This is a genomic window from Levilactobacillus yonginensis (assembly GCF_964065165.1).
GTDB lineage: Bacteria > Bacillota > Bacilli > Lactobacillales > Lactobacillaceae > Levilactobacillus > Levilactobacillus yonginensis_A.
The window spans coordinates 1,541,351-1,567,687 of record NZ_OZ061549.1 but is presented as its reverse complement, the minus strand read 5'-3'; the positions used below and the strand labels follow the sequence as shown (position 1 = coordinate 1,567,687).

General features: G+C 48.2%; 26 protein-coding genes, 1 tRNA gene and 1 riboswitch. Of the genes, 19 read left to right on the top strand and 8 right to left on the bottom strand.

Going from position 1 to position 26,337, the window contains the following annotated elements:
• Positions 1-8: 8 nt before the first annotated feature.
• Both AB3Y94_RS07465 and AB3Y94_RS07460 read right to left on the bottom strand, forming a co-directional pair.
• Positions 9-464 carry an NUDIX hydrolase gene (locus AB3Y94_RS07465; RefSeq protein WP_367295665.1) on the bottom strand — a complete coding sequence of 152 codons (456 nt, stop codon included), beginning with the start codon at positions 462-464 and terminating at the stop codon, positions 9-11.
• 276 nt (positions 465-740) lie between these two features.
• Positions 741-1,277, bottom strand: a complete 537-nt coding sequence (locus AB3Y94_RS07460) for a phenolic acid decarboxylase (protein WP_367295664.1) — start codon at positions 1,275-1,277, stop codon at positions 741-743.
• A 238-nt stretch (positions 1,278-1,515) separates the two neighbouring features.
• Here AB3Y94_RS07460 and AB3Y94_RS07455 point away from each other — a divergent pair, with 238 nt between their 5' ends.
• From AB3Y94_RS07455 to AB3Y94_RS07430, 6 genes are all read left to right on the top strand, one after another.
• Entirely contained in the window at positions 1,516-2,052 is a 537-nt protein-coding gene (locus tag AB3Y94_RS07455; RefSeq protein ID WP_367296495.1) for a PadR family transcriptional regulator, read from the top strand.
• A 233-nt stretch (positions 2,053-2,285) separates the two neighbouring features.
• Positions 2,286-3,107 carry a hypothetical protein gene (locus AB3Y94_RS07450; protein WP_367295663.1) on the top strand — a complete coding sequence of 274 codons (822 nt, stop codon included), beginning with the start codon at positions 2,286-2,288 and terminating at the stop codon, positions 3,105-3,107.
• Between the two features lie 845 nt (positions 3,108-3,952).
• A complete protein-coding gene (locus tag AB3Y94_RS07445) occupies positions 3,953-5,332 on the top strand; it encodes an MFS transporter (RefSeq protein ID WP_367295662.1) in 1,380 nt (459 codons plus the stop codon).
• On the top strand, positions 5,325-6,176 hold the full coding sequence (locus AB3Y94_RS07440; protein ID WP_367295661.1) for an alpha/beta hydrolase: 852 nt from the start codon (positions 5,325-5,327) through the stop codon (positions 6,174-6,176). The genes AB3Y94_RS07445 and AB3Y94_RS07440 overlap by 8 nt, the downstream gene beginning before the upstream one ends.
• 297 nt (positions 6,177-6,473) lie before the next feature.
• Positions 6,474-7,526, top strand: a complete 1,053-nt coding sequence (locus AB3Y94_RS07435) for an alpha/beta hydrolase fold domain-containing protein (RefSeq protein ID WP_367295660.1) — start codon at positions 6,474-6,476, stop codon at positions 7,524-7,526.
• 26 nt (positions 7,527-7,552) lie between these two features.
• A complete protein-coding gene (locus AB3Y94_RS07430) occupies positions 7,553-9,757 on the top strand; it encodes a glycoside hydrolase family 65 protein (RefSeq protein WP_367295659.1) in 2,205 nt (734 codons plus the stop codon).
• A gap of 538 nt (positions 9,758-10,295) precedes the next feature.
• On the opposite strand, the gene AB3Y94_RS07425 is transcribed toward AB3Y94_RS07430, so the two are convergent.
• Positions 10,296-10,493, bottom strand: a complete 198-nt coding sequence (locus tag AB3Y94_RS07425; protein WP_367295658.1) for a hypothetical protein — start codon at positions 10,491-10,493, stop codon at positions 10,296-10,298.
• A 217-nt stretch (positions 10,494-10,710) separates the two neighbouring features.
• Between AB3Y94_RS07425 and AB3Y94_RS07420 the strand changes: the two genes are divergently transcribed.
• Positions 10,711-11,205, top strand: a complete 495-nt coding sequence (locus AB3Y94_RS07420) for a GNAT family N-acetyltransferase (RefSeq protein ID WP_367295657.1) — start codon at positions 10,711-10,713, stop codon at positions 11,203-11,205.
• Here AB3Y94_RS07420 and AB3Y94_RS07415 read toward each other — a convergent pair.
• Complete coding sequence (locus tag AB3Y94_RS07415; RefSeq protein ID WP_367295656.1) at positions 11,202-11,516, bottom strand: multidrug efflux SMR transporter; 315 nt, start codon at positions 11,514-11,516, stop codon at positions 11,202-11,204. The two genes, AB3Y94_RS07420 and AB3Y94_RS07415, sit on opposite strands and share 4 nt — an antisense overlap.
• A 2-nt stretch (positions 11,517-11,518) precedes the next feature.
• Positions 11,519-11,845: a multidrug efflux SMR transporter gene (locus AB3Y94_RS07410; RefSeq protein ID WP_367295655.1), complete on the bottom strand. Its 327-nt coding sequence runs from the start codon at positions 11,843-11,845 to the stop codon at positions 11,519-11,521.
• 70 nt (positions 11,846-11,915) lie between these two features.
• Positions 11,916-12,013, bottom strand: a riboswitch (guanidine-I (ykkC/yxkD leader).
• 321 nt (positions 12,014-12,334) lie between these two features.
• Here AB3Y94_RS07410 and scrK point away from each other — a divergent pair.
• The 4 genes from scrK to AB3Y94_RS07390 all read left to right on the top strand — a co-directional run bounded on the left by scrK (position 12,335) and on the right by AB3Y94_RS07390 (position 15,451).
• Positions 12,335-13,210, top strand: a complete 876-nt coding sequence (gene scrK / locus AB3Y94_RS07405) for a fructokinase ScrK (protein ID WP_367295654.1) — start codon at positions 12,335-12,337, stop codon at positions 13,208-13,210.
• Positions 13,211-13,228: 18 nt separating this feature from the next.
• Positions 13,229-14,230: a zinc-dependent alcohol dehydrogenase family protein gene (locus tag AB3Y94_RS07400; protein WP_367295653.1), complete on the top strand. Its 1,002-nt coding sequence runs from the start codon at positions 13,229-13,231 to the stop codon at positions 14,228-14,230.
• 98 nt (positions 14,231-14,328) lie between these two features.
• Entirely contained in the window at positions 14,329-15,027 is a 699-nt protein-coding gene (locus AB3Y94_RS07395; protein WP_367296494.1) for a fructose permease, read from the top strand.
• 31 nt (positions 15,028-15,058) lie between these two features.
• Positions 15,059-15,451 (top strand): VOC family protein, encoded by a 393-nt coding sequence (locus AB3Y94_RS07390; protein WP_367295652.1) that lies wholly within the window; start codon positions 15,059-15,061, stop codon positions 15,449-15,451.
• A gap of 304 nt (positions 15,452-15,755) precedes the next feature.
• On the opposite strand, the gene AB3Y94_RS07385 is transcribed toward AB3Y94_RS07390, so the two are convergent.
• A complete protein-coding gene (locus AB3Y94_RS07385) occupies positions 15,756-17,156 on the bottom strand; it encodes a PLP-dependent aminotransferase family protein (protein WP_367295651.1) in 1,401 nt (466 codons plus the stop codon).
• Between the two features lie 118 nt (positions 17,157-17,274).
• On the opposite strand from AB3Y94_RS07385, the gene thiD reads away from it, so the two are divergent.
• Genes thiD through AB3Y94_RS07370 form a run of 3 tightly spaced genes read left to right on the top strand, consistent with a single transcriptional unit; the run spans position 17,275 to position 19,153 of the window.
• Positions 17,275-18,075: a bifunctional hydroxymethylpyrimidine kinase/phosphomethylpyrimidine kinase gene (thiD, locus tag AB3Y94_RS07380; protein WP_367295650.1), complete on the top strand. Its 801-nt coding sequence runs from the start codon at positions 17,275-17,277 to the stop codon at positions 18,073-18,075.
• Entirely contained in the window at positions 18,072-18,572 is a 501-nt protein-coding gene (locus AB3Y94_RS07375) for an ECF transporter S component (protein WP_125691844.1), read from the top strand. Before thiD ends, AB3Y94_RS07375 begins: the two co-directional genes overlap by 4 nt.
• Before the next feature lie 20 nt (positions 18,573-18,592).
• Entirely contained in the window at positions 18,593-19,153 is a 561-nt protein-coding gene (locus tag AB3Y94_RS07370) for a TIGR01440 family protein (protein ID WP_367295649.1), read from the top strand.
• Positions 19,154-19,371: 218 nt separating this feature from the next.
• Here the strand turns inward: AB3Y94_RS07370 and AB3Y94_RS07365 are convergent, their stop codons facing one another.
• Positions 19,372-19,623 carry a hypothetical protein gene (locus tag AB3Y94_RS07365; protein ID WP_367295648.1) on the bottom strand — a complete coding sequence of 84 codons (252 nt, stop codon included), beginning with the start codon at positions 19,621-19,623 and terminating at the stop codon, positions 19,372-19,374.
• A gap of 209 nt (positions 19,624-19,832) precedes the next feature.
• On the opposite strand from AB3Y94_RS07365, the gene AB3Y94_RS07360 reads away from it, so the two are divergent.
• Complete coding sequence (locus AB3Y94_RS07360; RefSeq protein WP_367295647.1) at positions 19,833-19,985, top strand: hypothetical protein; 153 nt, start codon at positions 19,833-19,835, stop codon at positions 19,983-19,985.
• Between the two features lie 9 nt (positions 19,986-19,994).
• Positions 19,995-20,468, top strand: a complete 474-nt coding sequence (locus AB3Y94_RS07355; RefSeq protein ID WP_367295646.1) for a pentapeptide repeat-containing protein — start codon at positions 19,995-19,997, stop codon at positions 20,466-20,468.
• On the opposite strand, the gene AB3Y94_RS07350 is transcribed toward AB3Y94_RS07355, so the two are convergent.
• On the bottom strand, positions 20,460-21,437 hold the full coding sequence (locus AB3Y94_RS07350) for a LacI family DNA-binding transcriptional regulator (RefSeq protein WP_367295645.1): 978 nt from the start codon (positions 21,435-21,437) through the stop codon (positions 20,460-20,462). The genes AB3Y94_RS07355 and AB3Y94_RS07350 overlap by 9 nt on opposite strands.
• 208 nt (positions 21,438-21,645) lie before the next feature.
• On the opposite strand from AB3Y94_RS07350, the gene AB3Y94_RS07345 reads away from it, so the two are divergent.
• From AB3Y94_RS07345 to AB3Y94_RS07335, 3 genes are all read left to right on the top strand, one after another.
• Positions 21,646-21,717 (top strand) — tRNA-Gln (locus AB3Y94_RS07345).
• 1,086 nt (positions 21,718-22,803) lie between these two features.
• Positions 22,804-24,459, top strand: a complete 1,656-nt coding sequence (locus tag AB3Y94_RS07340; protein ID WP_367295644.1) for a bifunctional aspartate transaminase/aspartate 4-decarboxylase — start codon at positions 22,804-22,806, stop codon at positions 24,457-24,459.
• 29 nt (positions 24,460-24,488) lie between these two features.
• The gene (locus tag AB3Y94_RS07335) at positions 24,489-26,135 is read left to right on the top strand and encodes a YidE/YbjL duplication (protein WP_367295643.1); all 1,647 of its coding nucleotides are present in this window, start codon (positions 24,489-24,491) and stop codon (positions 26,133-26,135) included.
• Positions 26,136-26,337 lie beyond the last annotated feature (202 nt).

The following is a 26,337-nucleotide window of genomic DNA, read 5'->3' as shown; positions in this document are numbered from 1 at the left end:
TGGAATGATTAGTCCCCAAAGTAAGCCTGAACCGCTGCTAACATATCAGTAGTCTGTTGATTCAACAGGGGTGGCAGGTCGTCCAACGAGAAGTATTTCAGATCGAGGGTCTCATCGGTGGCTGTTTCTAGCGTGTGGCCGCCGACTGGTTTGACTAGGTACAGTTGAGAAATGACCTGGGTGACGTCACCGTTGGGGTATTTGGTGAATCCTTGATCGAAGATCCCCAGCGATTTGACGAGTTCGACGTCAAGACCGGCGTCTTCCTTGTACTCCCGGACCATAGCTTGGTCGAACGTCTCGCCGTATTCGAGGTAGCCACCAGGGAGACTCCAGTTGTGCGTGTCGGTCCGTAGGTTAAGCAGAACCTCATGCTGGTCGTTAGTAGCGACCCCGGCCGCAGCGTTAAGAATCAACGGTTTATGGCCGACTAATTCGCGAATTTCTTTAATGTAATTTGCCAATCGTATCAAACCTACTTTCTACGTGAAGGTGTCTTTAGTATACTGCTAAATCCAGAATGGATTTTGAAATCAACCTTCAAAAAGTTTCCCAGGTTGTGTAATCGCTGATAGTCCCCTTGAAGGGCATAGTGGCTCTGAGGTGATTGGGATGACGACTTCAGAAGCGATAAAACACATTCGGGAGCATTATCATATTAATTAAAACAGCAAAAGTAATGAACTAAAAAGGGACGGTCCACGCGCCGCTACTTAGCGCACGTGAATCGTCCCTTGTAATTACTGATTCAACCGGTGATAGTTCTCGTCAAAGTATTTCCCAGCACGAATGTCGTCGGGCAGACTTGGATATGGGGCTTCACTGATGACGTCTTCGTTGTTTTGGCCAGCATCACCCATGTAAGTGATCTTAGCAAATTCAGGAACGACCAGTTTAGGGTAAGTGGCATATTTTTCCCGAGCGGCTTCCATCACGTCAATGTGTTCGTTTTGGTAGGTAACCGTGATTTCAGGATGGTCTTGAACCCACTTAGGGAAGAAGATTGTCCCATTTAACTTGCCTTCGTTGGGCACGAAGTCCAAAGCGACGTCCGTCCCGGTTGGTTCGGTCCAGGCAATTTTGTAGATACCAGGAACCAGCATCACAATGTTGGCTTCCTGGTCGGTGACCCAACGGCCGGCGACCATGCCGCCGTGGATCCGGTAGTCAACGGTATGGTCGTTCTTCGCGTACCATTCGTATTCCCAACCATTATCGTAGGTATAAATGAAGTGTGTCCCTAAAAAGTCATCAAGTGTTTTAAATTCTTTTGCCATCCGTCGTCTGCTCCTTTAAAAAATGAATTGGTTTCTATTCTGCTGAGTCAAACATGTAATTAATTACATGTTTTAATTTACTTGATTACTATAAATCGTTTTGCCAGCAGTGTCAACAATTTTGTCAGTCGTGTGGGTTCAGTTGCTGATGATTTAAGTGATTGACGCTTGATGTTTCTGCGGGGAACTGGTTCAATGAAGACACAAGTAATTTCACGAAAGTAAGGGGATGGCAGTCATCGGCCAGCGTAATCGACTACAATACATTATTTTAGGTCTATTGAACCAACGCCCCCAGACGGGCTATGACCTGACCAAGGCGTTTGAAAATGAAATTGGTGAGTTTTGGCAGGCCAAGCATAGCCAAATCTATCCCATGCTAAAACGACTCGAAGCGGCAGGGGAGATTACCCACGAGGATACGGTGACTGGCGAAAAGCTGGCGAAAAAGCAATATTCATTAACGCCAGCGGGGCACGAGAAGTTGGTCGCCTGGGTCACGGAACCATCGCCCGAGTTGACAGCCATTAAGGATGAATTTATTTTAAAATTGTACTTTATCAAGACAGTTGATGATCCGCGGCTGCAGCCAATGTTGCAGGAACAGGCGGCACTGCATCGCGCCCAGCTAGCTCATCTGCGTCAGCGACAGACCACGGTGTTTCCAGATCAAGGGGCAATTGACCAGGCGTACGGGCATTACCTAATTTTGGACCACGCCATTGAACGTGAGGAACACTACGTTGAATGGTTGGAGAAATACTTAGCTCATTAGGTTGATTGTTCGCTACGGCGGCATCCTGGCCGCCTGCGCTTAGATAGTCTGTAGGTTGCCGATGATTTTGTAATCATTAATAGGTGGTTTTAATAATAACTAGTTTTGAGGACCTGGAATAACAATTTCAGGTCTTTTTTATGACCAATTCCCCCTCACTGAAGCGCGATGCCAAAGACAGGTGAATTTAAGCTTAATATTGTATACTCTAGCTATGAATAGGAGGAGATTACATGCAAAAATGGGGAAAATGGTGGGTCGCCGCTTTGCTGGGGTTAGCCGCAATCGGCGCTAGTGGGGTCACGGCCCACGCGGCGACTAGCCAATACTTAACCGGGAATACGGGTTACGTGCGGACTAAAAAGGCCATGTACGTAGGTATTTATCAGAAGAAAAATGGCAAGTATCACCAGGTCAAGGTGAAGAAGAACACGCTGCTAAATGCTGAGAGTACGATGTCAACGGGGACGGCCAACGGTGGCGTTAAGACGACGGCCCTGTTCACCTATGGCGTCGTGAACTATGCGCGGGCTAATCAGCTGAAGTATAAGGAACGGGCCACGATTCCGTTTACCAAGGCAAATTTCAAACGGGTCAGCTTGAAGGCACCTATTCGCACACAAATCTTTAAGGTTGGAAAGGGGTACACTGCCAATAGTGACAACACTAACGCGGCACCCACGCCCGGCTTTTTCCTGACGCTGGATAACTACTTGCAGTACTATAGTAAGGCCCAGATGGCTAAAGATTCCGGACTCATGAGCCAACGCTGGGCAGGCACGAGTCAAAACTACAAGCCGACGCGTTCTGTGAAAGCGTCGAAGGTCACCGTGAAGGGCAACACGACTACGGTTGACTACGCTAAGGCATTGAAGGGACTGCCTAACAAAAAGGTCGGCAAGCACCATTACCGCCTGACGATTACAAATAAGAAGACGACTGGCAACTTGGGGATGCTGCCAATGGACGATGTTTTTGATCTGTACGGTACTTGGACCAACTACACCGTCAATGGTAAGCCCTACTTCTTTGGCGAGTTAGAATACGGGGACTAGCGGATTTCAACTCGTAAGTGCTAGCAGACATTATTCATTGCCGGTGATCAGAAAATAAATGGGTTCAAGATTCCAAAATTTGAGAAGTTTTAAAATGCTACTGTAACTGCCATCGAGGCTGTTGCAGTAGCATTTTTTAAGTCCGTTTAAGTGAATAGGTCAAATTTAGCAGCATTCTCAACGAATTTTGAACTTTCACCAGTATTTGGGTGACAAATTTCTGGCGAATTTCGTTAGTAAAAGTATCAGGACGCTCCCTCGACCGACTGGTTAGAAATGACAGTTACCTTTAATACTCAGCTAATGATTAATAGTAAACGATTGAGACTCACCAACATTGATAATTAGAAATAACTAACGGTGAAATAGTCGACTAATGTAGCCGGAGGTTGCCAGGGTGGGTACCAGCTGTGTCGACGGTGTTGACGGGCGTTCTGTGGCCGTCTACAGCGTGGGGCGGGCTTGGAGATTCGGTGGGCTGCCGAAGCTTCAAGCCGAGCTGGAGGACCGGTTCTCAGGCCGGAAGCGTCCCCCACAGCAGGTGCCCGCCCTGGCGGCCGGAGGCGGCCATTTATCCCAACTAAGCAAAAAGTTAGGTTGGGAAACTAATGAAGGGACTAAACACTGGCCTGACAGACAGAATCGATTATGATAGAGTCGACGATAAAGGTTAACTTGACGGTTGTTAAGTGGTAGTCTGGTCAGTTGATAGTAGGTTAGAAAAGGTAAGTGGGTAGTTAGATATGTGGATTATCAAGTTACCCAGTTTTGGGTATGCTGTATCTGTAAGCGGTTACAAGAGTGTGTGCAATTATTTATCTTAGACTTTGGGGGAGGTTTTTATTATGAGTAAGCTTCAGTTGTGGAAACAGCGTTTCTTCTATGGATCAACCGACTTGGCCGGCAACTTGATTTGGCAAATTGTTGGTTTGTACCTGTTGTTCTATTACACGACGGTCATGGGAATTTCGCCAGCCTTCGTGGGAACGCTATTCTTAGTCGTTCGATTCATTGATGCCTTTGATGGTGTGGTCTATGGATTTTTAATCGACCACACGCATTCCAAGTATGGGAAATCACGGCCATACTTCTTATGGTTCGGGATTCCTCTAGGGATCTTAACCATGGCCCTGTTCTTTAACCCATCGTTTGGTGGCAACAAGACGTTCCAATTGGTCTGGATATCCGTCGTTTACACGCTGTTTAGCCTGGTCTACTCTGGTGCTAACACGCCAATCACAGCTATTCTGCCTAGTCTGACGAAGGATCCCGATGAACGGACGAACTTAGCCAGTGCCCGGATGGTGATGACCAACATTGGGACGGCGGTTATCGGTGCAGTTTCACTGCCAATGGTTGCTTTCCTAGGTGGTAAAAATGCCGAGCGCGGCTGGTCAATCTGGGGTGTCATTATTGGGGCGTTGATTATCGTGCTCTTCTTAGGTGCCTTTGCTAACCTACGTGAACAGGAAACGGCAGAAACACTGGATGGCTCAGAAATTAAGAGCCATCTATCGGTTAAGGAATCTTTGAGAGGCGCTGCGAAGAATAAGCCGTGGGTTATCTTGAGTCTGAGCTTTATCCTATTACAAACATTCTGGGTAATGCGGCTGCAAGTGGCTGTCTACTACTTGAACTACGTTTATAAGCGCCCAGACTTGGTGGGGCTATTCAACGGGCTGGTTATCTGCGCGGTCATCGGGAACATTTTCATCCCATTCCTCAGCAAATTCATGAAACACAAGAACGTGATGGTATTGTCACTGTTGACGTTTGCCGTAGGGGAAGCCATGATGGCCTTCAACAGTATCCCGTTGCTATTCGCTGGGAATGTGATTTCCCTGATTGCCATGGGGGCAGCGTTCTCCATTTCCTTTGTCATGATTGCTGATACAGTTGAATATTCTCGGTCAGAATTACGTATCGATGAACCCGGTATCTTGTCTTCTGTGCCAATGGTTGGGGCAAAATTAGGCATGGGATTCGGTGGCGCGTTAGCCGGTTGGATCCTGGCTTGGGGTGGCTTTGATGCCGCCGCAAAGGTTCAGAGTGCTCATGCTCAGACGGCTATTGGGACTGCCTTCATTTGGCTGCCAGTGATTCTCGCTATTCTGATTGCATTGATTCTCAGAGCCTACAAGCTGGATGAGGACGAAGTCGCTTCTGCGAAGGAGGCCAGAGACTCTGCCGATAAAGCTGCTCAAGCGAAGTTACAAAATGATTAATCATGAATTTATTTGCGGCGAGCCGAACTTTCCGGTCACCGTGACACTCATGCAACCGGCCGCCATCGCTGATTTTCACAACCAGCCGCGGCGGCCGTTGGTGATTCTATTGCCGGGTGGTGGTTATCGCTTTTACTCGGATAGAGAAAATGAAATTGTGGCGTTCCAATACTTGGCACAGGGGTTCACCGTAGCGGTTGTCCAATACCGCTTGATAACGGCCCCACCGGTGTTACCAACCGCGTTGATTCAACTGGGGATGGTGGTAGCTGAATTTCACCGCCACGCAGCGGATTATGGTATCAGTTCAGATCACATCCTGTTGGCTGGATTTTCGGCTGGTGGTCACTTAGCAGCTCTATATGCAGACCTCTGGCCGTTACTAGGCTGGGATTGTCACGTAGCGACGACCGATTTGAAGATCGATGCGTTAGCCTTGGCGTATCCGGTCATTGGCTTGCGATTAGGCTGGCCGACTGACGAGGCAACCAGAGCTGCCATTACAGCCAATTGGCCCGCTCACGAAGCAGATCAATTGGTGACATCGCAGAATCCACCAACGTTCATCTGGACAACAGCGGACGACGAAACGGTGCCAGCAGTGAACACAGAGTGCTATACGGCAGCTCTTCGACAGAATAGAGTTTCCGTAACCAGTAAAATATATCCCCACGGCCCCCACGGACTGAGCCTAGCTCGGGCGGTCACGGCATTTCCCAGAGAATTTGATCCGACTTTAGGGGAGCGGTTCATTCGGCCGGACGTGGCGAAATGGTTTACCAACGAAATGGCTTGGCTAGGGGAACTCTGGCACCTGGATGAGTTTTGGTTGAATCAGGGCTGACCAGTTAGCAGCGTTGTGTAAGCTGTAGAGGTTCTTCCTAGTTGGCTAATCTGAATTGACCACAACGTATTGTGGACTTAATAAGGTTAGCCGAGAGGGTGCCAAATATGGGCTCAGGCGCCTCGTTATTCTTAAGTTGCGGGTGTTTTTCCCTCGGCTTTAGAGTAAGGCCAAGTTTGAAGACTCGGGGGTGCGGGGCTTCAAATTGTGCCGGCACCGTTCCAGCCCAGATTTGGCGCCCGGCAGGCGAAACTAAACCATTTATAAATCTTTTTCACCAAGAGAGGGGTAATCAAGATGTTGAATGATACGACAACTAAGCAGTCATTGGGGTACAACGAAGAGTTGAAACGACTGCGAAGCATCAAGCCAACTGGCAAAGTAGATGGTGTTACCAATTGGATCAAGGAACGGGACCCCATCCACACCTTTGAACCACTGGTCTGGGAGACCGTGGCAGGCATCGATGAGAATCCACAATTGCCAACTGATTTGTTTAGTCTGCGGCAGGGAACCGAGACTAGCGGGCAACGTGATTTGACCAGCGTGGAAATGAAGGTTGAAATGCAACAGATTGTGGCCATGAATCGCCGGGTCCGTGTCGTTCGGATTGCCCGGATGGACCATCTGACCGCGGACAAGGCGTTGATTTACTTCCACGGCGGCGCCTACTATGGTGGGACACCCGAAGATGTCCTGTTGGCATTGAAATTTGTGGCAGAGCAAGCCAACTGCGTGGTGTACAACGTGGACTACGCGTTAGCCCCCGAACAACCCTATCCAGCCGGTATTCTGGATGGCTTGGCGGTTGTAGCGGCAATGGTCAAATCTTATCGGCACATTTGTGTGGGGGGCGACTCCGCTGGGGGATCGATTGCCTTAGCGGTCAGCCAGCTGTGTAAATCGATGGGTATCTGCACGATTGAAAGTCACCTATTATTTTACCCAACCGTCATTCAGGGCTCCGACTTGAGTGGTTCCCTGTGGGATGACCACAGCATTGACGTGGTTCCGGAGCAGCGAGACGCACTGCACCGTAGCTATCAGTTATTTGAACAACTTGACACTATCATGAGTGGCTATTACGTGGCGGATCAGCCGGTCGATTTAACGGCACCACTACTTTCCCCACTCCTAGCTGACCCAGCAACCTTTAAGAACGTCACACTGCTGGTCGGCGAGTACGATCCGTTCCGACTACAAGATGAGGTCTTCGTCCAGCAAGCCGGTCAGGCCAACGGGGATGCCCACTACTTCAGATACGGGGGTATCAGCCACGCTTTCCTAAACTTTACCGGAAATGTACCGGCAGTGGAGGACGCACTGGCTATGGGGGCTAAATTGATTTAAAATAGCAGCGAAACGGGGGGATTATTGTGACTTTACGCGATTATCATTTGACGTTACACGACGTAGCCGACCATCAACCGGAGTATTTGGAAACGATCTTTTCACTGGCCAATGGCCACTTCGGGGTCCGCGCCAACGACCCGATCAGCGGCAATCCGATCACTGGAACGCTGATCAACGGTTTCTACGAGACGTCGCCAATTACCTACGGTGAAGCGGGGATTGGCTACGCCCAACAGCATCAAACCATTCTAAATCTATCGGATCTGCGGCACATTCACGTGACGACCGACAGCGGCCACCGGTTTACCAGTAGTGAACGGACGGTGGTCGACCTGGACTTAACGACCGGGGAATTAACTGAACAATTTATCTTACAAACGCAACAGGGTGAGACCATCACCATGGGGATGAAATCCGTGATTGGGCAACGCCAGACTAACTTTTGGGCGACCAGTTATCGTTTTACCGCCGGCAATTATACTGGGGGGTTGCTGGTCAGCAAGTCGATTGCCGTACCTGCTGAGGCGGAATCAATCCCGTCGGCCGACCCGCGGAAGACTCGGATGGCGGGGCTTCCCATCTGTGAAACGCAGTTTGTTTCGCGGGGACTCCAACGCTATCACGTGAAGACCCGACGCACCAAACAGGCCGTGACCATTTACTTGGGGATGCTCGATAAAACGGCCAGCCTCTTACAGCAACCGGTCGATCTGAGTGATGGTGCGACGCATAAACTAGAGTACGAGGTTTACGTCGGTGAGATTGGTGAACAAAATACGATTGATCCTGCCGCCCCATTTCTGGCGAGCACGGTCTCAGCTTTGCAGGATGATAGCCGCCAATTCTGGCAGGACGTCTGGCACCGCAGTGAGGTCACCGTGGGTGGTAATGAGGAGTTGAACCTCGCTATCCACTACAACATTTTCCAGTTGAATCAAGCGGCTGGCCGGGATGGCCGGACGAACATTGCTGCGAAGGGCCTCAGTGGTTCTGGCTACGAGGGCCATTACTTCTGGGATACAGAAATGTACATGTTGCCATACTTCATTTATACCAATCAACAGATGGCGCGCCAGCTCCTGTTATACCGCTATCAGACGCTACCAAAGGCGCGGCAACGGGCGCGAGCGTTAGGTGTTAGTCAGGGAGCGTTGTTTGCTTGGCGGACCATCAACGGTGAAGAGGCCTCAGCCTACTTCCCGGCGGGGACAGCACAGTATCACATTGATGCCGACGTAGCCTACGCTGTGGGGAAGTACTACGAAATCACTCGGGACATCGACTTCATTGAACAGTGTGGGTTTGAAATGGTCTTGGAAACGGCTCACTTCTGGGAGGCCTTCGGGGGCTGGCACCAGGTAGGCACGGAGAACCGGTTTGAGTTCCACACGGTCACGGGGCCCGATGAGTATACGGCGCTGGTCAACAATAATTACTATACGAACCGTTTGGCTAAACATAACTTTGAACTAGTGATTTATTTAGCCAAGGAAATATTAAGGCAAGATTCACACGGGTTGGAAAAATACGGTATTGGTCAGGGGGATTTGGATGTCTTTGAAAACTTGGCAGAACACGTCTACCTGCCGTACAGCTCAGACTTGAAGATCAACGAACAGGATGATAGTTTCCTGAGCAAGCCGCGCTGGCCGGTCGATCGGTCGACGCCGGAAAACTTCCCATTATTGCTACACTATCACCCGTTGACGATTTATCGTTACCAGATTGCTAAGCAGGCCGATACGTTGCTGGCGGACTACCTCTTTCCAGAAGACTTGTCGCCGGAGCAGTTGAAGCGTGAGTACCGGTATTATGAGGGGGTAACGACCCACGATTCGTCACTGTCCCGGTCAATCTTCAGTATTTTAGCAGCCCGGATGGGCGATCCAGAAAAGGCCTACGGGTACTTCATGGATACGGCGCAAATGGATCTGGTCAACCTGCAAAAGAATACGGCTGACGGCCTTCATTTGGCCAACTTAGGTGGGAGTTGGTTAGCGCTGGTTGCTGGCTTCTCTGGCTTCTACGTGCAGGATGAGGTCGTGCACTTCAACAATCACCTACCAAAAGAAATCACTAAACTGACGTACCGGATGAAGATTGCGGCTAGTGTCTTAGAGATTGAACTCACGGCTAACGATACTAACGTCACGGTCATCAGCGGCCCAATTCCGACTTACGGCGTAAGCGTGGATGGTGAACTGATTTCGTTGGTGAAGGTTGGTTAAGTTAAATCGTGGCCGATGGTGAGGCTGGCAGGTAGCTGCAGAGACGGTTACCGCAGTGGAATCGACGAATAGTCTATCAGCCATAAAAATGGTCCCTAACCGTGGTAAAAGCCTTGGTTGGGGACCATTTTAGTGTCTGAATCTAAAGGTTAGAAGCATTGAAACACCCACTATGCCGGATACAACAAGAATCAGACATAGTGGGGAATTGCCGCCTTACCGTTCGCCAAATTTGGACTGGAACGCGGTGGGAAGGACAGGACAAGCCAAAAGGCGGTCTTGCCCCTCACTTGAAGCCGCAAAGCACGTCTTCAAGTCGCCATTTTCAAGAAAACCACTTGAAAATCCCACGGCTGAGTCCAAATTCGACGCACTCTCGGCTACCTAGTGGAGTGCCAATAATATTGCGTAATTGCTATCATTTAAGCTAGTTTATTTTCCGAGAACCCGTTTAACCGGAGGTAGCTGGGTGAGACTAAGTTTAAGTCTATAACACCATCCTATTTTTGGCTTGATAGCGGTTTCGAACTTTCAACCTTTAGACAAACAGTTTAGTGAGCAGCGTAATGGTTAGTAAAATCATGGTCGCCACCTGAATGACCTGGGTGGATAGATAGCTGGTAACGTGTTGCCGCCAGAGTTTGCGACCAAACCAGAAATAGGTGATCAACATCAGCCAGAGATAGTAACCGAAGGCCAGCTGTAAAAAGGTGGTGGTGGTTAGACTCGTGACCATCAGTAAGACGGCAACGAGACAGTAGAAGTCATAGATAATGAAGATGGTTTTTGCGTTCTTGATAAGTGCCCCTCCTTAAGTGTTCCCCTGAGACCCATCCAATTATAACAGATACTCATTTTGCTAGGGCCTGAATTTATAGCGGTTGTGTTTAGCCGCTAAACGGTTAGATATCAGGTATACTGAGGGCATGAATACTTAATGGAGGTTGATTAAGATGACAGTCACAATTATGAACGCACAAACAACCGACCTGACACAGATCATGGCGATTGAGAATGCTGGTTTCTCAGTTGCTGAAGCAGCCAGTGAAGCCAGTATGGCCGAACGCATCCAGCAGATTCCAGATACCTTTCTGGTTGCCAAACAAGGTGCTGAGGTGCTGGGCTACGTGGTGGGGCCGGCGTTTGACCACCGATACCTGACCGATGACCTCTTTGCCAAATCGACACCCAATGCCGCTGGGGCACCGTACCAAACGGTGTTGAGTCTGGCAGTTAGTCCGCAACATCAGGGTGAGGGCGTTGGTGGGCAACTTTTGACGGCACTGGCCCAGGTTGCCCGACAGGAAAACCGTCAAGCCATTACACTGACCTGCCTGAAGCGGCTGGTGCCCTTCTATGAGGCCAATGGGTATGTGAACGAAGGGGTCTCCGCTTCGGTCCACGCGGGAGAGACCTGGTACAACCTGGTCTTACCATTGGTAGACTAGCTGATTAGTTTCAATCCCATAGTGGCGCCTAGAATCACCGCCACCCAGAGTAACTTCCGCCAGTCCTTGGACTCGTGGAAGAAGAGCATCCCAGTGATAACCCCACCGGCGGCACCGATTCCCGTCCAAACGGCGTAGGCGGTCCCCATTGGTAGGGTGTTCAAAGCGAGTTCCAGGCCGCCAAAGCTAAGGGTGAAGGCCAGGGTCATCAGTCCCCACAGCCACCACTTGCGGGCGTGAAGGGCCCAGTTCATGAACGTGACGCCCAACATTTCGCAGAGTCCGGCGATAATTAAAAATAGCCAAGCCATGATTAGTTTCCTCCTTGATTTGTGGTGAACTGAAGGCCACCGATGCCGATGATTAGCAGTCCGACCAATACGAGTTTATTAAAGCTGATGGGCTCACCAAAGGCCAGCATCCCCACGGCGGTGGTACCCAGTGTACCGAGCCCAACGTAGACTGCGTAGGCGGTGCCAGCGGGAATAACCTGACTGGCCCGAATCAATAGGTAAAAGCTGAGAAATACTGCGAGACCAGTTAGGCCCCATTCCCAAAGGGCGGTGGCGTGTTTGAAGCCCACGACCCAGCTGACCTCAAAGACGGCGCCCAAGACGACAAGTAACCACTGTTTAAGCATAAATGCTGTTCCTCCTTAATCCTCACGACCAAATAAAAAGCCTGAGAAATATTGCCGAATAAACGACGATATCTCCCAGGCTTTTTCCCTTCCGTGGCCGTAGCCGCGGCTACGGGTTCTCTCTCGGACCAGACCCATGGTAGTGGCGGAACCCTAGAGAACTTTCTTCAGTTGTGAGTCAGTAGCGTTAGTTTAGCATGGTTTGAAACAGGAGGCAAGCTGGGCGTGAAAATTTGTGTAAGAAGCTGCGATAGTCGTGCTATTACCCATATAAGTGACGAATTTCACGAAAAATACAATCGATTGTATTTCCGTCCTGATAGGATTTTTGCGGATTTTCTGAAAATTTTCGTGTGAATCGGCCCCTTAAAAACGTCCAAGGCGATGCTATACTGAAAACGATTTAAAAATGACTGTACCGGTCATTCATAGCTTTGGAAAAAGGTGCCGCGGGTCACGGCCCCCGGCGTAAATATGGAGGTAGCAATTATGCAACTCGGAAGTATTGAAGCTGGGGGAACTAAATTTGTTTGTGCAGTCGGTAACGAAGATTACCGTGTCCAGGACAAGGTGCGGATCCCAACGACCACCCCAGAAGAGACGTTAAGCAAAACCATCGACTATTTTAAACAATTCCCAGAAATCAAGGCCATTGCCATTTCATCATTTGGTCCCATTGAACTGCGGCACAACTCACCCAAGTACGGTTATATCACAGACACGCCTAAGAAGGGCTGGTCCAACACCAACTTTATTGGGCGGCTCAAGCAGGATTTGGACGTGCCAATGTACTGGACGTCCGACGTCAACGGCTCGGCCTATGGTGAATACGTCATGTCGACGCTGTTTAACGAAAACATCAACTCACTGGTCTACTTTACGATTGGGACTGGCGTTGGTGCTGGGGCGATTATCAACGGTAACTTTGTGGGGAGCCTAGGCCATCCCGAAATGGGCCACGTTCGCCTGAAGCGGCATCCTGATGATTTAGACTTTCCCGGGATCTGTCCGTTTCATGGGGACTGTCTAGAGGGATTGGTCAGTGGGCCAACGTTCAACGCGCGGCTGGGGAAACCCGGTAAGGACGTGCCATTAACTGATCACGTGTGGGATATCTTAGCCTACTACGTGGCGCAAGCAGCCCTGCAGGAAACGTTGATGTTGCGGCCTGACAAGATCATCTTTGGTGGCGGAGTCGTCAGTGAAGACTTCTTGGTCAAGGTCCGGGCCGAATTCGACAAGCTATTGAACGGCTACGTCAGCGTTGGCAAACTGGAAGATTACATCGTGATGCCAACGGTTAAAGACAACGGTTCAGCCACGCTAGGTGACTTTGCCTTAGCGCTCAATGAATATAACAAGTGAGAGAGGGAGAACTAGATTATGAGAGCCTTAGTATTAACTGGAACCAAGCAAATGGAGATTCAAGACCTCGTCAAGCCAGAAGTTAAAGCGGATGAAGTGTTAGTCAACACTGCCTACGCTGGAATTTGTGGAACCGACCGCGCATTGTACGCGGGTCTTCCCGGTTCCGCCGATGCTGTGCCACCAATCGTGTTAGGTCATGAAAACTCTGGAATTGTCGCTGCTATTGGTAGCAACGTGACCAACGTGAAGGTTGGCGACCGGGTAACGGTTGACCCTAACATCTACTGTGGTCAATGTGAATATTGCCGGACTGATCGTCCAGAACTGTGTGACAACTTGTCCGCCGTTGGGGTTACACGTGATGGTGGTTTGGAAGAATCCTTTACGGCGCCTTCCTCCGTGGTTTACCCAATTCCTGACAGTGTTTCCTTGAAAGCTGCCGCAACGACTGAACCTATCTCTTGTGCGGTTCACGGGGTTAAATTACTCGACTTGACGCCTTATCAAAAGGCCCTGGTCATCGGTGATGGTTTCATGGGTCAATTATTTGTGCAATTATTACAGGCTTACGGCGTTCACCAAGTGGATTTTGCCGGTATCAATGACCAGAAGTTAGCCTTCAACAAGGAAAAATTTGGCGTTACGAACACCTTCAACACCAAGCACGATAGCTTACCAGCAGACTACGACGTTGTGATTGAAGCCGTTGGGTTGCCACAAACACAGGAGCAAGCAGTTGAAGCAACTAAGAAGGGTGCTCAAGTCTTGATGTTTGGTGTGGGGAAGCCTAACCAGACGTTCTCCATGAACACCTATGAAGTTTACCAAAAGCAATTGAAGATCCAAGGGGCATTCATCAACCCATACGCTTTCGAAGATGCCATTGCTTTGCTGGCTAGCGGTCAATTGGACGTAGAATCTTTGATCAGCCACGAAGTTAGTCTGGAACAAGTCGAAGACGTCTTGAATGGTAAGGTCGCTGGCGTCAGCAAGGCTGTCGTCAAGGTTGCCGACTAGTCACGTAAAGGTAAGGGATAAGCATGAAAGCTGAAGCAGTGAGCAATTTGAATGAGGGGGCGCCGGACGTGGCGTTAACTGGTCAACGAACCATTTCAATGTCCAAGGCAATCGCGTACTTCGCCCTGTCACTGGTCATCAACTCGGCAGGAAATGTGCTGACATTGGTTACCAGCGCTAAGATTCACCCGTCCTTCTTGGGGGCGGCGTACTGGTCAGCCGCGGAGGCCAACCTGGGGACGGCCTTCCACTGGAATTTGTTCTGGGCGTTCCTGATCATGGGATTCTTGACGGCAGTCTTAAACGCAGTCCTGATTCACCACTGGGATTGGAAACGAATCGCCGGGAACATGGTCTTCATGGTGCCGTTCTCCGCGTTGATCCAAGTTTTTGAAGACTTCTTTGATGGCAAGTATCCGGCATTGTTTGCCGGACTGCCAGATGCGCGCAGCACGGGGATGGTTATCTTCTACATCGCCCTAAATTTCTTGGGAGTGGCCTTCATTGCGGTTGCCATTTCCATCTATCAGCGGGTTAACCTGGTCTTACATCCGGCTGATGATCTAATGCAGATTCTTCGGTTCCGATACTTTAAGGGGCAAGCTGCTAAGGCGATGTGGGCATCGTACATTCCACCAACCATTATGGCCATCATTGCGATCATCATTACCCGTCAATTTACCAACTTTGGTCTGGGAACCGTGTTTGCCTTCCTGGCACAGGGTGGAATCACTGGGGTCGCTGACCGCGTCATCTTTCCTAAGCTGAAACATCAGGCTGTGGATGTTGGTAAATAACGATTGAAAAAAGAAAGAGGCGTCCGTTAACATGGCAATTAATGACTTCATTACTGGAATTCAACACGTCGGCATTCCATCTGCCGATTTGGATAAGACCATTGCGTTTTACAAGTCCTTAGGCTTTGAACAGGCCGGACTATTTCCTAACGGGGCCAACCGGTGTGCCTTCATGCGGTTTGGTAACCTGACGATTGAAACGTGGGAGGGCGATCCAACCAATCCAACGGCTGGTGCCATCAATCACATTTCGTTGAACACGACCGACGTCGATCAGGCTTTTGCCGCTGCTAAGGAGCAGGGCTTGGACTTGGTCAACAGTGAGATTCAATCGATCCCATCATTCTGGGACAAGGGTATTCGGTTCTTTAATATTTTAGGACCTAATCACGAAACGATTGAATTCTGTCAGATTCTCAAGTAAGTCGTTTAGCGATAACGCGATTCTGGGGGGATCACGTTGCGCCGAACACTTCAAGTGAAACGTTCAGCAGGTCCGTTCACTAGGACTGGCCCGGCGCTGTCAGCAAAGGGCTAGCTTGATTCCTATGTGAATAACCAGCAAAAAAAGTTGTGGCTACGGCCGCAACTTTTTTTATTGTCAATTTTATCTCGCTGAAATCTGTGACTAAAGGCAATCAACTTCGCTTAACCCCGATGGACAAACAATTCAAGACCGGGGTGAGGCTAAGGCCCCTTGATTAGCTGCCGGTTTTTCCAGTCTATTTTCACTGCAATTTTTGCGTTAAGACTTGCTGCAAGTTAGCGTCCATCCCAGCAAAGTTGAACCGGAAGGATTGCTTAGTGGCGCCATAGATGGGACCGGGTTTAACCAGAATCTGGCTTTCCAGTAAATCGTTGAAGATGTCGGGATTGGCCTGAGTGATCCACAGGTAGAAGCCGCCCCGGGGGGTGATGAATTCCCAGTTGGGCCGTTCTTGGCGAAAGATGGCGGTCACGGCTTCACGGCGGGTGGCCAGTTCGGCAGTGAGCTTGGTAATTTCAGCTGTAAAGGTGTCACTACTGAGTGCCAAGTGCGCCATGACCTGGGCCAACATGCTGGGCACGATGTCGAGCTTTTTCTGAACCTGAAGCAATCGTTGACCAATGGCTTGCGGAGCGACAATCCAGCCTAGACGGGTCGTGGAACCCAGCAATTTGGAAAGGGAGCTAATGTAGATGACGTTCTCAGGAGCCAGGGATTTGAATGTTGGGACAATGTCTTCTTTGGGTACGAGCCAGCCAAACACGTCATCCTCAATGATGGCGACCTGGTAGGATTGGCACAGGTGTAGAATGCGCTGGCGTTCAGCTAGGGGCATGACACGACCGGTTGGATTTTGAAAGGTGGGATTAAGTATTAATAATTTAATTCGATGCTTAAGAATTACGTCCTCCAGTGCGTCCAAATCTAGGCCGGCAGAGGTGGTTGGGACGGCGTAGGTCTTCACGCCAATAGTCTTAAAAATAGCACTGGAGTTGAAATAGGAGGGGGTGGCGAATGCCACGGCATCACCTATTTGTAGCAGACTTCTGAGTATTAATAACAAAGATTGCTGGGCACCGCCAGTAATAATTATAGACTGATTGGTGGTTTTAAATTGGTTGCGCTGCGTGTGGAGTCGACTAATCGTATGGATCAATGGTTGATAGCCCGCGTCCTGTTCCTGTTTTTGGGCCATTAAGAAGCTTCGCCAATCCATCTGGAGGGATCCCAGCTGGGGGATTAAAGCCATTGGTAGCTCGTTAGCAGCGCCGTCGATCAGATGGCCCTTATCTAACGTTCGTGCCTGGAGGAGTTTACTCTGATAGGTGTCGTCACGAGATGAGCTGGCATTTTCCAGAAAGACATTCCAGTTTACTCTGGTTGTGAGTGAATTAACTTGTGGGAGCTCGGAAATAAAGGTACCGCTTCCAGTTTTTTTAATCAGTAGGCCACTCGCGGTCAGCTCCATGAAGGCCCGAGTCACGGTCGACCGGTCAACGTGAAGCAGTTTGGCTAGGTCTCGTTCCGCAGGGAGTCGTTGCCCGGGAAGTAGCTTGTCCTCTTGGATGAGGCGCTTAACCAGTTGGGTGATGGCGAGGTATTTGGGCTTAATAGGTGGGAGATCTTCGTGCCAATTGATCATAAGTAATTTTCCTTTCTTTTGACCCCAGTATAGTAATTGGCTGGATTAAAAACAAGCCAATTGGCCGTTGTGATTTTTTCACAAAAAACCAATACTAGAACGTGTAGGAGGAGATCACATGGAAAACGTCTTAACGATTGCTGGATCAGACAGTCTGGCCGGTGGTGGTATTCAAGCCGATTTAAAAACCTTTGAAGAGCTCAACGTCTTTGGCGTGAGTGCCCTGACTAGTGTGGCGAGCATCACGCCAACCAGTTTAACCCTTCATCAGTTACCCGCGACGGTAATTGATGACCAGTTGACGTCGATTCTGACGCAATTGCCGATCCATTTCGTTAAGACGGGTCTGTTGGGTGATTTGGCAACCTTAGAGGCCGTGTGTGCACAGCTCGAGTCGACGACCATGCAATTGGTGGTTGACCCGGTCCTGGTCTTTAAGGAAGGACAGTCACAATTACAAGCAACTTACATAACCGCCGTTAAGCAACGGCTACTCCCCTTGGGCTACGTGACGACGCCAAATTTGGCGGAAGCGGCGCAGCTAAGTGGGTTGACCATCACCAATAAGACGGGGATGGTCGAAGCGGCCAAACGAATTCAGGAAACGGGTTGCCATAACGTGATTATCAAGGGCGGTAACCGGTTAGCTGGGAACGTGGCCAGCGATTGTCTGCGAATGGGCGATGTTGATTATTGGTTTGAAAGTCCAAAGATCGATCGACAGACGACCGATGGTGCTGGGTGTACCTTCTCCGCGGCAATTACCGCGCAATTGGCGAAGGGCCAGGCGTTACCGGAAGCTGTTGAGGTAGCCAAGCGGTTCGTCCACATGGGGATTACCCACGGTGTAAGGATTAGCGAGCGGCTAGGCAGTGTTTGGCAGGGAGCAAGTCGACAATGGGAGGAAGAGACAAAATGAAACGTGGATCGTTAAAAGAAAACACTCTAGCAGCTGTGCTGATTGCCATGACCGTGGCGTTGTCAATTTTAGTCGTTATCCCCATTCCCGCAACCAAAGGGATGGTGACGTTATGTGAGGTAGGTATCTACACTAGCGCCATTCTGTATGGTGGTCGGATGGGATTTCTAGTCGGTGGTGCCAGTGGGTTCCTGATTGATATTTTAACGGGGTATCCAGTTTGGTGCTTGTTCTCGTTGGTCATTCACGGGACGCAAGGGTTAGCAGTCGGGTACTTTACCCCACAAAATAACAAGTCAATCAAAACAATGATTGTGCCACTGTTGATTGGTAGCGTTATCATGGTCGTTGGGTACTTCTTTGCCACGGCCTTACTATTCGGCTGGCCTGCGGGGTTAGCCTCAATCTTCAGTAATATTATTCAAGTTGGATTCGGCATGGTGGTCACGTTATCAATCGTGGGTAGCCTTGCCAAGTTGAAACCAAATTTAGTTTAGTCTAGGGAGTGTGTGTTGGTATGTTGGATATTAATTTGGATGAGTTGAAACAGCAGTTAGCTAAAATTGTGCAGGACGTCTTGGACGCCGCAAAGTTACACCGGGGCGACCTGTTCGTCTTAGGGTGTTCAACCAGTGAAATCGTTGGGGGCCATATTGGTAAGAATTCTGACTTGGATGTCGGGATGGCCGTTATCGAAACCTTGCGGAGCAAGCTAGAACCACTGGGCATTCATTTAGCCGTCCAGGGGTGTGAACACATCAACCGTAGCGTGGTTGTTGAACGTGAAGTGGCCGAGAAAAAGGGCTTTGAAATTGTAACCGTTGTGCCAGCTATGCACGCTGGTGGAGCTGGTTCTATTGCCGCTTTCAAGCAATTCAAGGACCCCGTTGAAGTCGAACACATTGTTGCACAAGCCGGGTTGGACATTGGTGATACATCAATCGGGATGCACGTCAAGTTTGTTCAGGTTCCAGTGCGCCCATCACAACTGGAATTAGGCGGCGCGCACGTTACGGCGCTGCGGTCACGGCCAAAGTACGTGGGTGGTCCTCGTGCCAACTACGAACCAATCCAGTAAGTTTACCGTCTTCGGTGAACTGATCGTTAACTTGTACGTATTTTTGAGACGATATTATGTTAACTAAATTGAAATTCTACAAATAGAAAGAGGATTGAGACAACTGGGGTTTTACCTAGCTGCCGCAATCCTCTTTTTGTTAATCTGGTTATTTGATAGTTTTAGACATTGTGGCTATTTTTATCAATGTAGCATAAGTCTTTTTGCAGTTAACGCAATTATAGTGTAACCGTGATAGCAAAGACGCGCTGGTTGGCGGTGAGCCGCCAATGCTTGGGGTCCTGATCGATGGTGGTAACTGGATGACACAAAAGCTGCTGAATATCTGCTTTGGCTGCGACGGTCAGTAGTTCTACGCTGGCTCCCCGGGTTTTCAGATCAGGCAGCGTGGGGGAGGTTGCTACGTAGTAGTGACCCTCCTGATTGTGATACTCAGTCGCAATAATGGGGTAAACGGTCCGTTTTTTCATGATAGGCTCCCTTGGTTGTTTGGCCAAGTATACCTGTTGATTGCGGGAAAGCCAAGCATAACTGCAAACGGTTACAATGCTTTTTATGATGAAACTAATCGCTTTATGATTGAGTATGGTAATCAGGGATTGCAATGCCAAATGATTCAACGTATATTAAGCTTTGCAGCATTAAAGTGACTGGTGAAAATAGAAAGGAAGTTTGCTGAATGAATGCCCCTAGATTAAATTTGTCCGCCCTGTCGTCCGTTGACTTTACCAGCATTAAGCAGGATGAGGACCATTTGCTACAGTTTGGTGACTTGCAAGGTCAGGCGGTTGAAGGGATGACCCAGAAGCATCCGCTGGTTGAGCAATGCTAGTTTAAAGGCATGACGTTTTTAAACGATACCTTTGATCGATTTGAACTAACGGATGTGATCTTTGAAAATTGTACCCTGGCGAATTGCCAATTGGTTGGTGCGAGCTGGTACCGGGTGCAATTTAAGAACTGTAAATTGGTGGGCACCACACTGGACCACGCCGGTTTAAAGGACGTGTCTTTTCAGGATTGTGACTTGTCATTAGCCAACATCAATCAGGCAAAACTCACGAATGTCACGTTTACTGATTCTCACTTGAGAGAATTAAACTGCTTGGAAACCCAGCTACGTCAGGTGAAGTTGGTTGGCTGTGATATAGACGCCGCCAATTTCATGGAAACGTCGTTAAAAAAGATAAACATAACGACTTGTGAGTTTACCACACTGCAAGCAACCGCACTGGACGTACGAGGCTGTCAGATGACAACGGAGCAGGCCGCCTACTTCGCCCAACTATTTCTCGGCGTTGACTGGCTAATGTGAAACGGTCGTGGCAGCTAAACGAATCTCAGCAGGTAGCATATCGGCGCCGTTGATTCGCTCTAATAGGCGGTCGATGGCAGTCTTACCCAGCTGATTGATTGGTTGACGAGCGGTGACGATGGGTTGGACGAGAAAGTCAAACCAGTCCTGATCGTCAAATCCTCCCAGCTGAAGGGTGGGGATGGCTAGCTCAGGTAACTTCCGAAGAACGCCCTCCATGATGGTGTTGTCCGCAACAAAGAGGCCGTCGCACTTCTGGTTGACCAGCAGTTGGCGGGTCATCTGAGGAACGTTACTATTGTCCGTTCGGGCCGTGGCTTCAATGGCGGGATCCGGTTCTAGACCGGCGGCAGTGAGCGCTTGTTGGTACCCCTGTAAGCGCTCAGTAGCGGTGAAGGACACGGCACTGTTGATGATGCCCACGCGCCGGGCCCCCTGAGTGAGCAATTGGGCGACGATGTCTTGTGTTCCCTGGACATTGTCAACTAAGACGCGGTCAAAGGGCGTTTCAACGCCAGTGGGTGGCATACGGTCTACGAAGACGGCAGGTGTGTCGCCCAGAATGGCGGCATAATCCGTTGGCCCGCCGGCACTGGTAATGATGACGCCGTCCACTTGCTTTTCCAGCATCAGGTTGAGCGCGTTGGCTTCCTTAGCTAGGCTTTCATCAGTATTGACGATTAAAACGTCGTAACCAGCCTTGCCAGCGGCGTCCTCAATCGCTCGAATTAGGCGGGTAAAGAAGTCGTTTAGGATATCGGGAATGATGACGCCAAGGGTGTGGGTTTGTTGTAGCCGGATGCTGCGAGCAAGACCATTGGGATGATATCCGAGATTATTGGCAATGTTTTGAATCTTTTGCCGCGTGTCACGTTTGACACGCGGGCTTTGGCTGAGGGCCCGCGAAACGGTGGCTTCTGAAACACCGGCCGCCTTCGCTACGTCTTTAATGGTTACTTTTCCAGTCAAACAGATTCACCTCTTATTAATAAAATTACGATTATTAGGACTAAAAAGGAGTCCCCGGTCCATTGAATTATCCTCTATGGTAGCGTTTTAGATAGACTAGCGTCAACGTATCTTGAAAAATGATGAAAAAAAGTAAAAAAAGACTTGCGTACTCTTGGGCATAAATGCTAAAATTATTACCTGTTGAGTCAGTAATGACGTCAATTTTTGGGCTATAGCCAAGTGGTAAGGCAACGGGTTTTGATCCCGTGATGCGCTGGTTCGAACCCAGCTAGCCCAATTCGTTACGCCTTAAACGCTACCGATTAGCAAGCAATTGCTATGACGGTAGTTTTTTTTCGGCTAAATTAAGTTGAACCTGCAAGTAAAGTTTTAGCTGTAAAAAAAGATTTTCTGAAAAATAAGTCTTATTTTTGGTAGCGCTTAATTACTTGTTGCACAAGCAAAAACGGCAAACTCAAATGGGGTCACAAGTAGTAGAGAAAGTTTGTCCTGAAATTATATTCGTTATGAATTGATTGAATACATTTTGATTTAATCATATAAATTATACAACATGCCGTCTATTAATTTTACTTATCGGTTGACAGGGGTAAATCTAGGCGATATAATGCAGTTAAATTAAATACGTATTAAGCCGTGATTAGAAGATTATTAGCGGGTTGATGGGTTTTAGCGAGCGATGATTGGTGGGAGATCGTATTTCTAAATCCGTGAAGACACTTCTTAGGCTGGCAGCGTATCTGGCTGTCCGTTCGGAAATTTTAGGAACGTTATCAATAAAGTGAAACTATTTAAGGTGGTACAGCGTCATGCGCCCTTGCAATTGCAAGGGCGCTTTTTTGTACAATTTTTTAATTAGATATTTAATGGCATGTTGGAAAAAGAAGACTGGTAAGGAGGTAACGATTATGTCGATACATAAAACGAGCCACGGTTCTGGATGATTTACGATAGCTTGGTGAATTTTCTGTAAGTGTGTTAGTTCTTGCGGGGCTTTAACACGTAAATAGAGATAAGTATCGTGACCTCCCGGAGTCTAATCAGCTCCGAAAACTAAAATAACTCATTTCATTTTAGTTTTTTTTGGAGATTAAATTATTACCGTTGGCAAGGGCCTAGTCAAGCGATTGGGCCCTTTTTGTGGTGCCCTAAATTTCATTGTTGGTGATTTCACATATTGCAATGAAATAAAGTAAGTGTTATAACAAAGAAGGATGAAAACGATTACAGAGCCCCGCAAGCTTAAATTGTTGAATCCACAACTACTGGCCAGTAGAAAAAATATACTTAACGTGTTTCTTCTTATAACTTGAACCGATTATTTGAGTTTTGGAGAAGGGCGTTAGAAATGAGGGCTATTCTTATGACTGTCAAAGATGTTGTGGCAAATGCTGATTTAGCTACTTTTAATAAGATTGACGAATCAGGTTTAGACAAATTCACCAAACTATCAAATTTTGAAGTTTCTGCAATTTTCCTGGAATACGCTGCAAAGAACATCAGAAATAACCGGGTTATCAACGCCGGTCGTGGGAATCCTAACTGGATCAACACGACTGCCCGTTTAGCTAACCAAAAATTAGTTAACTTCGGTGTTGAAGAATCAAAGCGTACCTTTGAACGTGACGATGGCGCCATGGCCGGCTTTATTGAAGGCGAAGGCGTTGCTGACCGTTTCTTGGCTACCTTATCAGATACGGATTCAACTGATCAATTCCTACGTTCTGCATTCGACTACTGTGTCGACAAGTTAGGTTTTGATAAGGATGCATTCGTTAAAGAATTATTAGACGGAGTAATTGGTAACAACTACCCTGTTCCTTCTCGTGCACTCAAATACACGGAACAGATTTTGAACGCTTACTTACAAAAGAACTTATACAAGGGTGTCGACCTGGCTGGTGAGACTGATGTCTTCCCAACTGAAGGTGGGACTGCCGCAATGGTTTACTTATTCCAAGAATTAAAGCAATCACATATTTTAAACCCTGGTGACACTATTGCTATTAACTCACCAATCTTTACGCCTTACTTACAAATTCCTGAATTAGCAGAATACAACTTGAAGATCGTTAAGTTGGCTGCTGACGAAGATGACAACTGGCAGATGACTGACGAGCAAATGGATACTTTGAAGGACCCATCTATCAAGGGCTTCTTCGATGTTAACCCTACTAACCCTTCAGCTCGTGCTTACAGTCCTCACACACTTGATAAGTTCAAAGAAGTCGTTGAAGCTAACCCTAACTTAGTGGTTATTTCAGATGATGTTTACGGGACCTTCGCAGATGACTATCAATCAATCTACGCTGCTATTCCTCACAACACCCTGTTGGTTTACTCATTCTCTAAGCTTTACGGTGCAACTGGCCAACGCTTAGGTTTGATTGCTGCTAACAAGAACAACGTTTGCGATCGGATTATCAAGGAAGTTACGAACAACGATAAGTCCGTCAAGGATGCTATGGAAAAGCGTTATGCCATGGTCGTTCCAGAACCAAACGAAATGAAGTTCATTGACCGGACTGTTGCTGACAGTCGTGCCATCGGACTGTACCATACTTCTGGTCTGTCAACTCCTCAACAAATCATGATGGATCTGTTCGCTTTGAACAGCTTGATTACTGACGACGTTGATGATTACCTGTTGACTTCTAAGAAAGTTGTTAACTACCGTTACCACGCCCTTTGGGATGAAATCGGTGTTAACGTTGATAACTCACATGCCAACACGAAGTACTACACGTTGGTTGATATTTATGACCTGGTTGAAAAGGTTCATGGTGAAGAATTTGGGAAGTACTTCCGTTCTCAATATTCATACCTGAGCTTCCCATACCGATTAGCTAAGGAATTCGGTGCCGTTGTTATGGATGCTTCTGGATTTGGTGCTCGTAAGGGCTACGTTCGGATCTCATTAGCTAACTTAACTTCCGATGATTACCGTGATCTTGCTAAGTGCATTAAGTCATTAATTGATGAGTACTACATGGAATTTCAACAAGACCAAAAAGCATAAAAAATAATCACGTTTAGGAAGTAATTACTATGGGCGCAATAGCTAGTTTTATGGTGGCAACACCAGTATTCTCAATCTTCATTTGTCTAGCTTTGGGATATTTATTAGGAAAAGTAAAAATTGGTTCGTTTAACCTTGGGGCAACCGTTGGTGTTTTGATTGTTTCCTTGATTATCGGCCAAATCGGGGCATTTACCCGTGATAAAGTTTTAGGTGCCATTTTCTTCGACTTCTTCATGTTTGCCGTTGGGTACCGAGTTGGACCTTCATTCATTTCAAGTATGAAGAAATTCGGGACTAAGATCCTGATTTCTAGTTGTGTCTTCTTAATTTCAGCCTTCTTGGTTGCGTGGGCCTGCTTCACAGTATTCCACGTTGGACCAGGGATTGCTGCCGGGGCCATTGCTGGTTCCTTAACACAATCTGCTGTTATTGGGAGTTCTCTGGAAACCATTTCTAAGTTACCCGTCAGTGCGGCGGTCAGGGCAACCTACTCCGCACAGGTTCCAATTGTTTACGCTTTGACGTACGTATTTGGGACTATCGGTGTTCTGATCTTCTTGCGTGATATTGCACCAAAACTGTTGCATATCGACATCAAGAAGCAATCAACTGACGTTGCATTGAAGATGAACTTCCATACTGCAGCTCCAAGCCCTACTCGGGTACGGACCTTTGCAATCCAAAGTGAATCTCGCTTCATTGGCTGGACGATGCCAATGTTACGGAAGTCCATTGGTTTCGGCGTGAACGCCTTGGAAGCCTTTGATAGCAAAGGCAACAGCATTGCTGATCAAGACTACCTCTTACAAGCTGGGGACCGCATTACGTTGGCTGGTTATGCCGACAACGTTTCACAAGCGATCAACGGTGAAGATGTCGCCGAAGTTCTGGGTCAAAAGACCCGTTTCAAAGAAAAAATGTTTGTTCTTGCTAAGAACTTTAACAAGAGTCAACTTGCTGAATTGAAGGCAGACAATGTCTTCATCAACATGTTCGATCCTAAGGATGGTCAAAAGCAAAAAGCTGATGAACTGAAGCCAGGTTCCATTATTGGGCTGACCGGTGATACCAGCAACAGTGGTAAGCTATTGCATACCATGGGCTTATGGCGGTCTGACCGGGACGCTATCAACTTTGCACTCTTCTGTTTCGGGATTGCAATCAGTGCCCTCTTAGGGATTGCCGGCTTCAAGGTTAATGGTATTCCATTGCAATTAGGTGATGGGACTGCCAGTCTGTTGATGGGGTTAGCATTAAGTATCTGGGTTAACCGTTATCAATACCTTGAATCCATTCCTGACAGTGTCAGTGGATTCTTCCAAAGCTTAGGCTTGAACCTATTCATCGTTACTGTTGGATTGAACGCTGCGCGGACGTTTACGAGCGCCTTCCAGTCATTGGGGATCAGTATCTTCTTGATTGGTGCTCTTATCTCCATCGTGCCACATATCATTGCCTTGTACTTTGGTAAGTATGTCCTGCACATGGAACCAATTGCACTGATTGGGTCATTGACTGGGGCGGATACGTTGTCCGCTGGACTGAACGCCATTTCAGAACGTGCTGGAGATATTGGTGGTCCATACTACGCGGCTACCGTGGCTCCTGCATATGTAATTGGTAACATTGTCTTAACGCTGCTTGGACCGATCTTCTTAGTTCTCTTGAGCTAAGCGATTTGGTTAGCAGAATAAGCCTTTTCGGGACGAGGCGCCTAACCACCCAGTCCTAGAAAAGGTAGAGCATCGCAGTTAAATAAGTCACAGTTCCTTTAAAAAAGATAAGGCTCGATTTTGGGTTTTATCTTTTTTTTGAAAAAAATTATTAAATAGCCTTGATGGTTTATGGCCCATACTCACCGACGGGAGATGTTAA

What these genes read in the sequence shown, in the direction of transcription:
- AB3Y94_RS07460 (WP_367295664.1), bottom strand. Translation starts at nt 1,277, where the DNA reads ATGGCAAAAGAATTTAAAACACTTGATGACTTTTTAGGGACACACTTC.
- AB3Y94_RS07450 (WP_367295663.1), top strand. Translation starts at nt 2,286, where the DNA reads ATGCAAAAATGGGGAAAATGGTGGGTCGCCGCTTTGCTGGGGTTAGCC.
- AB3Y94_RS07445 (WP_367295662.1), top strand. Translation starts at nt 3,953, where the DNA reads ATGAGTAAGCTTCAGTTGTGGAAACAGCGTTTCTTCTATGGATCAACC.
- AB3Y94_RS07440 (WP_367295661.1), top strand. Translation starts at nt 5,325, where the DNA reads ATGATTAATCATGAATTTATTTGCGGCGAGCCGAACTTTCCGGTCACC.
- AB3Y94_RS07435 (WP_367295660.1), top strand. Translation starts at nt 6,474, where the DNA reads ATGTTGAATGATACGACAACTAAGCAGTCATTGGGGTACAACGAAGAG.
- AB3Y94_RS07425 (WP_367295658.1), bottom strand. Translation starts at nt 10,493, where the DNA reads ATGGTCACGAGTCTAACCACCACCACCTTTTTACAGCTGGCCTTCGGT.
- AB3Y94_RS07420 (WP_367295657.1), top strand. Translation starts at nt 10,711, where the DNA reads ATGACAGTCACAATTATGAACGCACAAACAACCGACCTGACACAGATC.
- AB3Y94_RS07415 (WP_367295656.1), bottom strand. Translation starts at nt 11,516, where the DNA reads ATGGCTTGGCTATTTTTAATTATCGCCGGACTCTGCGAAATGTTGGGC.
- AB3Y94_RS07410 (WP_367295655.1), bottom strand. Translation starts at nt 11,845, where the DNA reads ATGCTTAAACAGTGGTTACTTGTCGTCTTGGGCGCCGTCTTTGAGGTC.
- scrK (WP_367295654.1), top strand. Translation starts at nt 12,335, where the DNA reads ATGCAACTCGGAAGTATTGAAGCTGGGGGAACTAAATTTGTTTGTGCA.
- AB3Y94_RS07400 (WP_367295653.1), top strand. Translation starts at nt 13,229, where the DNA reads ATGAGAGCCTTAGTATTAACTGGAACCAAGCAAATGGAGATTCAAGAC.
- AB3Y94_RS07395 (WP_367296494.1), top strand. Translation starts at nt 14,329, where the DNA reads ATGTCCAAGGCAATCGCGTACTTCGCCCTGTCACTGGTCATCAACTCG.
- AB3Y94_RS07390 (WP_367295652.1), top strand. Translation starts at nt 15,059, where the DNA reads ATGGCAATTAATGACTTCATTACTGGAATTCAACACGTCGGCATTCCA.
- AB3Y94_RS07385 (WP_367295651.1), bottom strand. Translation starts at nt 17,156, where the DNA reads ATGATCAATTGGCACGAAGATCTCCCACCTATTAAGCCCAAATACCTC.
- thiD (WP_367295650.1), top strand. Translation starts at nt 17,275, where the DNA reads ATGGAAAACGTCTTAACGATTGCTGGATCAGACAGTCTGGCCGGTGGT.
- AB3Y94_RS07375 (WP_125691844.1), top strand. Translation starts at nt 18,072, where the DNA reads ATGAAACGTGGATCGTTAAAAGAAAACACTCTAGCAGCTGTGCTGATT.
- AB3Y94_RS07370 (WP_367295649.1), top strand. Translation starts at nt 18,593, where the DNA reads ATGTTGGATATTAATTTGGATGAGTTGAAACAGCAGTTAGCTAAAATT.
- AB3Y94_RS07365 (WP_367295648.1), bottom strand. Translation starts at nt 19,623, where the DNA reads ATGAAAAAACGGACCGTTTACCCCATTATTGCGACTGAGTATCACAAT.
- AB3Y94_RS07360 (WP_367295647.1), top strand. Translation starts at nt 19,833, where the DNA reads ATGAATGCCCCTAGATTAAATTTGTCCGCCCTGTCGTCCGTTGACTTT.
- AB3Y94_RS07355 (WP_367295646.1), top strand. Translation starts at nt 19,995, where the DNA reads ATGACGTTTTTAAACGATACCTTTGATCGATTTGAACTAACGGATGTG.
- AB3Y94_RS07340 (WP_367295644.1), top strand. Translation starts at nt 22,804, where the DNA reads ATGACTGTCAAAGATGTTGTGGCAAATGCTGATTTAGCTACTTTTAAT.
- AB3Y94_RS07335 (WP_367295643.1), top strand. Translation starts at nt 24,489, where the DNA reads ATGGGCGCAATAGCTAGTTTTATGGTGGCAACACCAGTATTCTCAATC.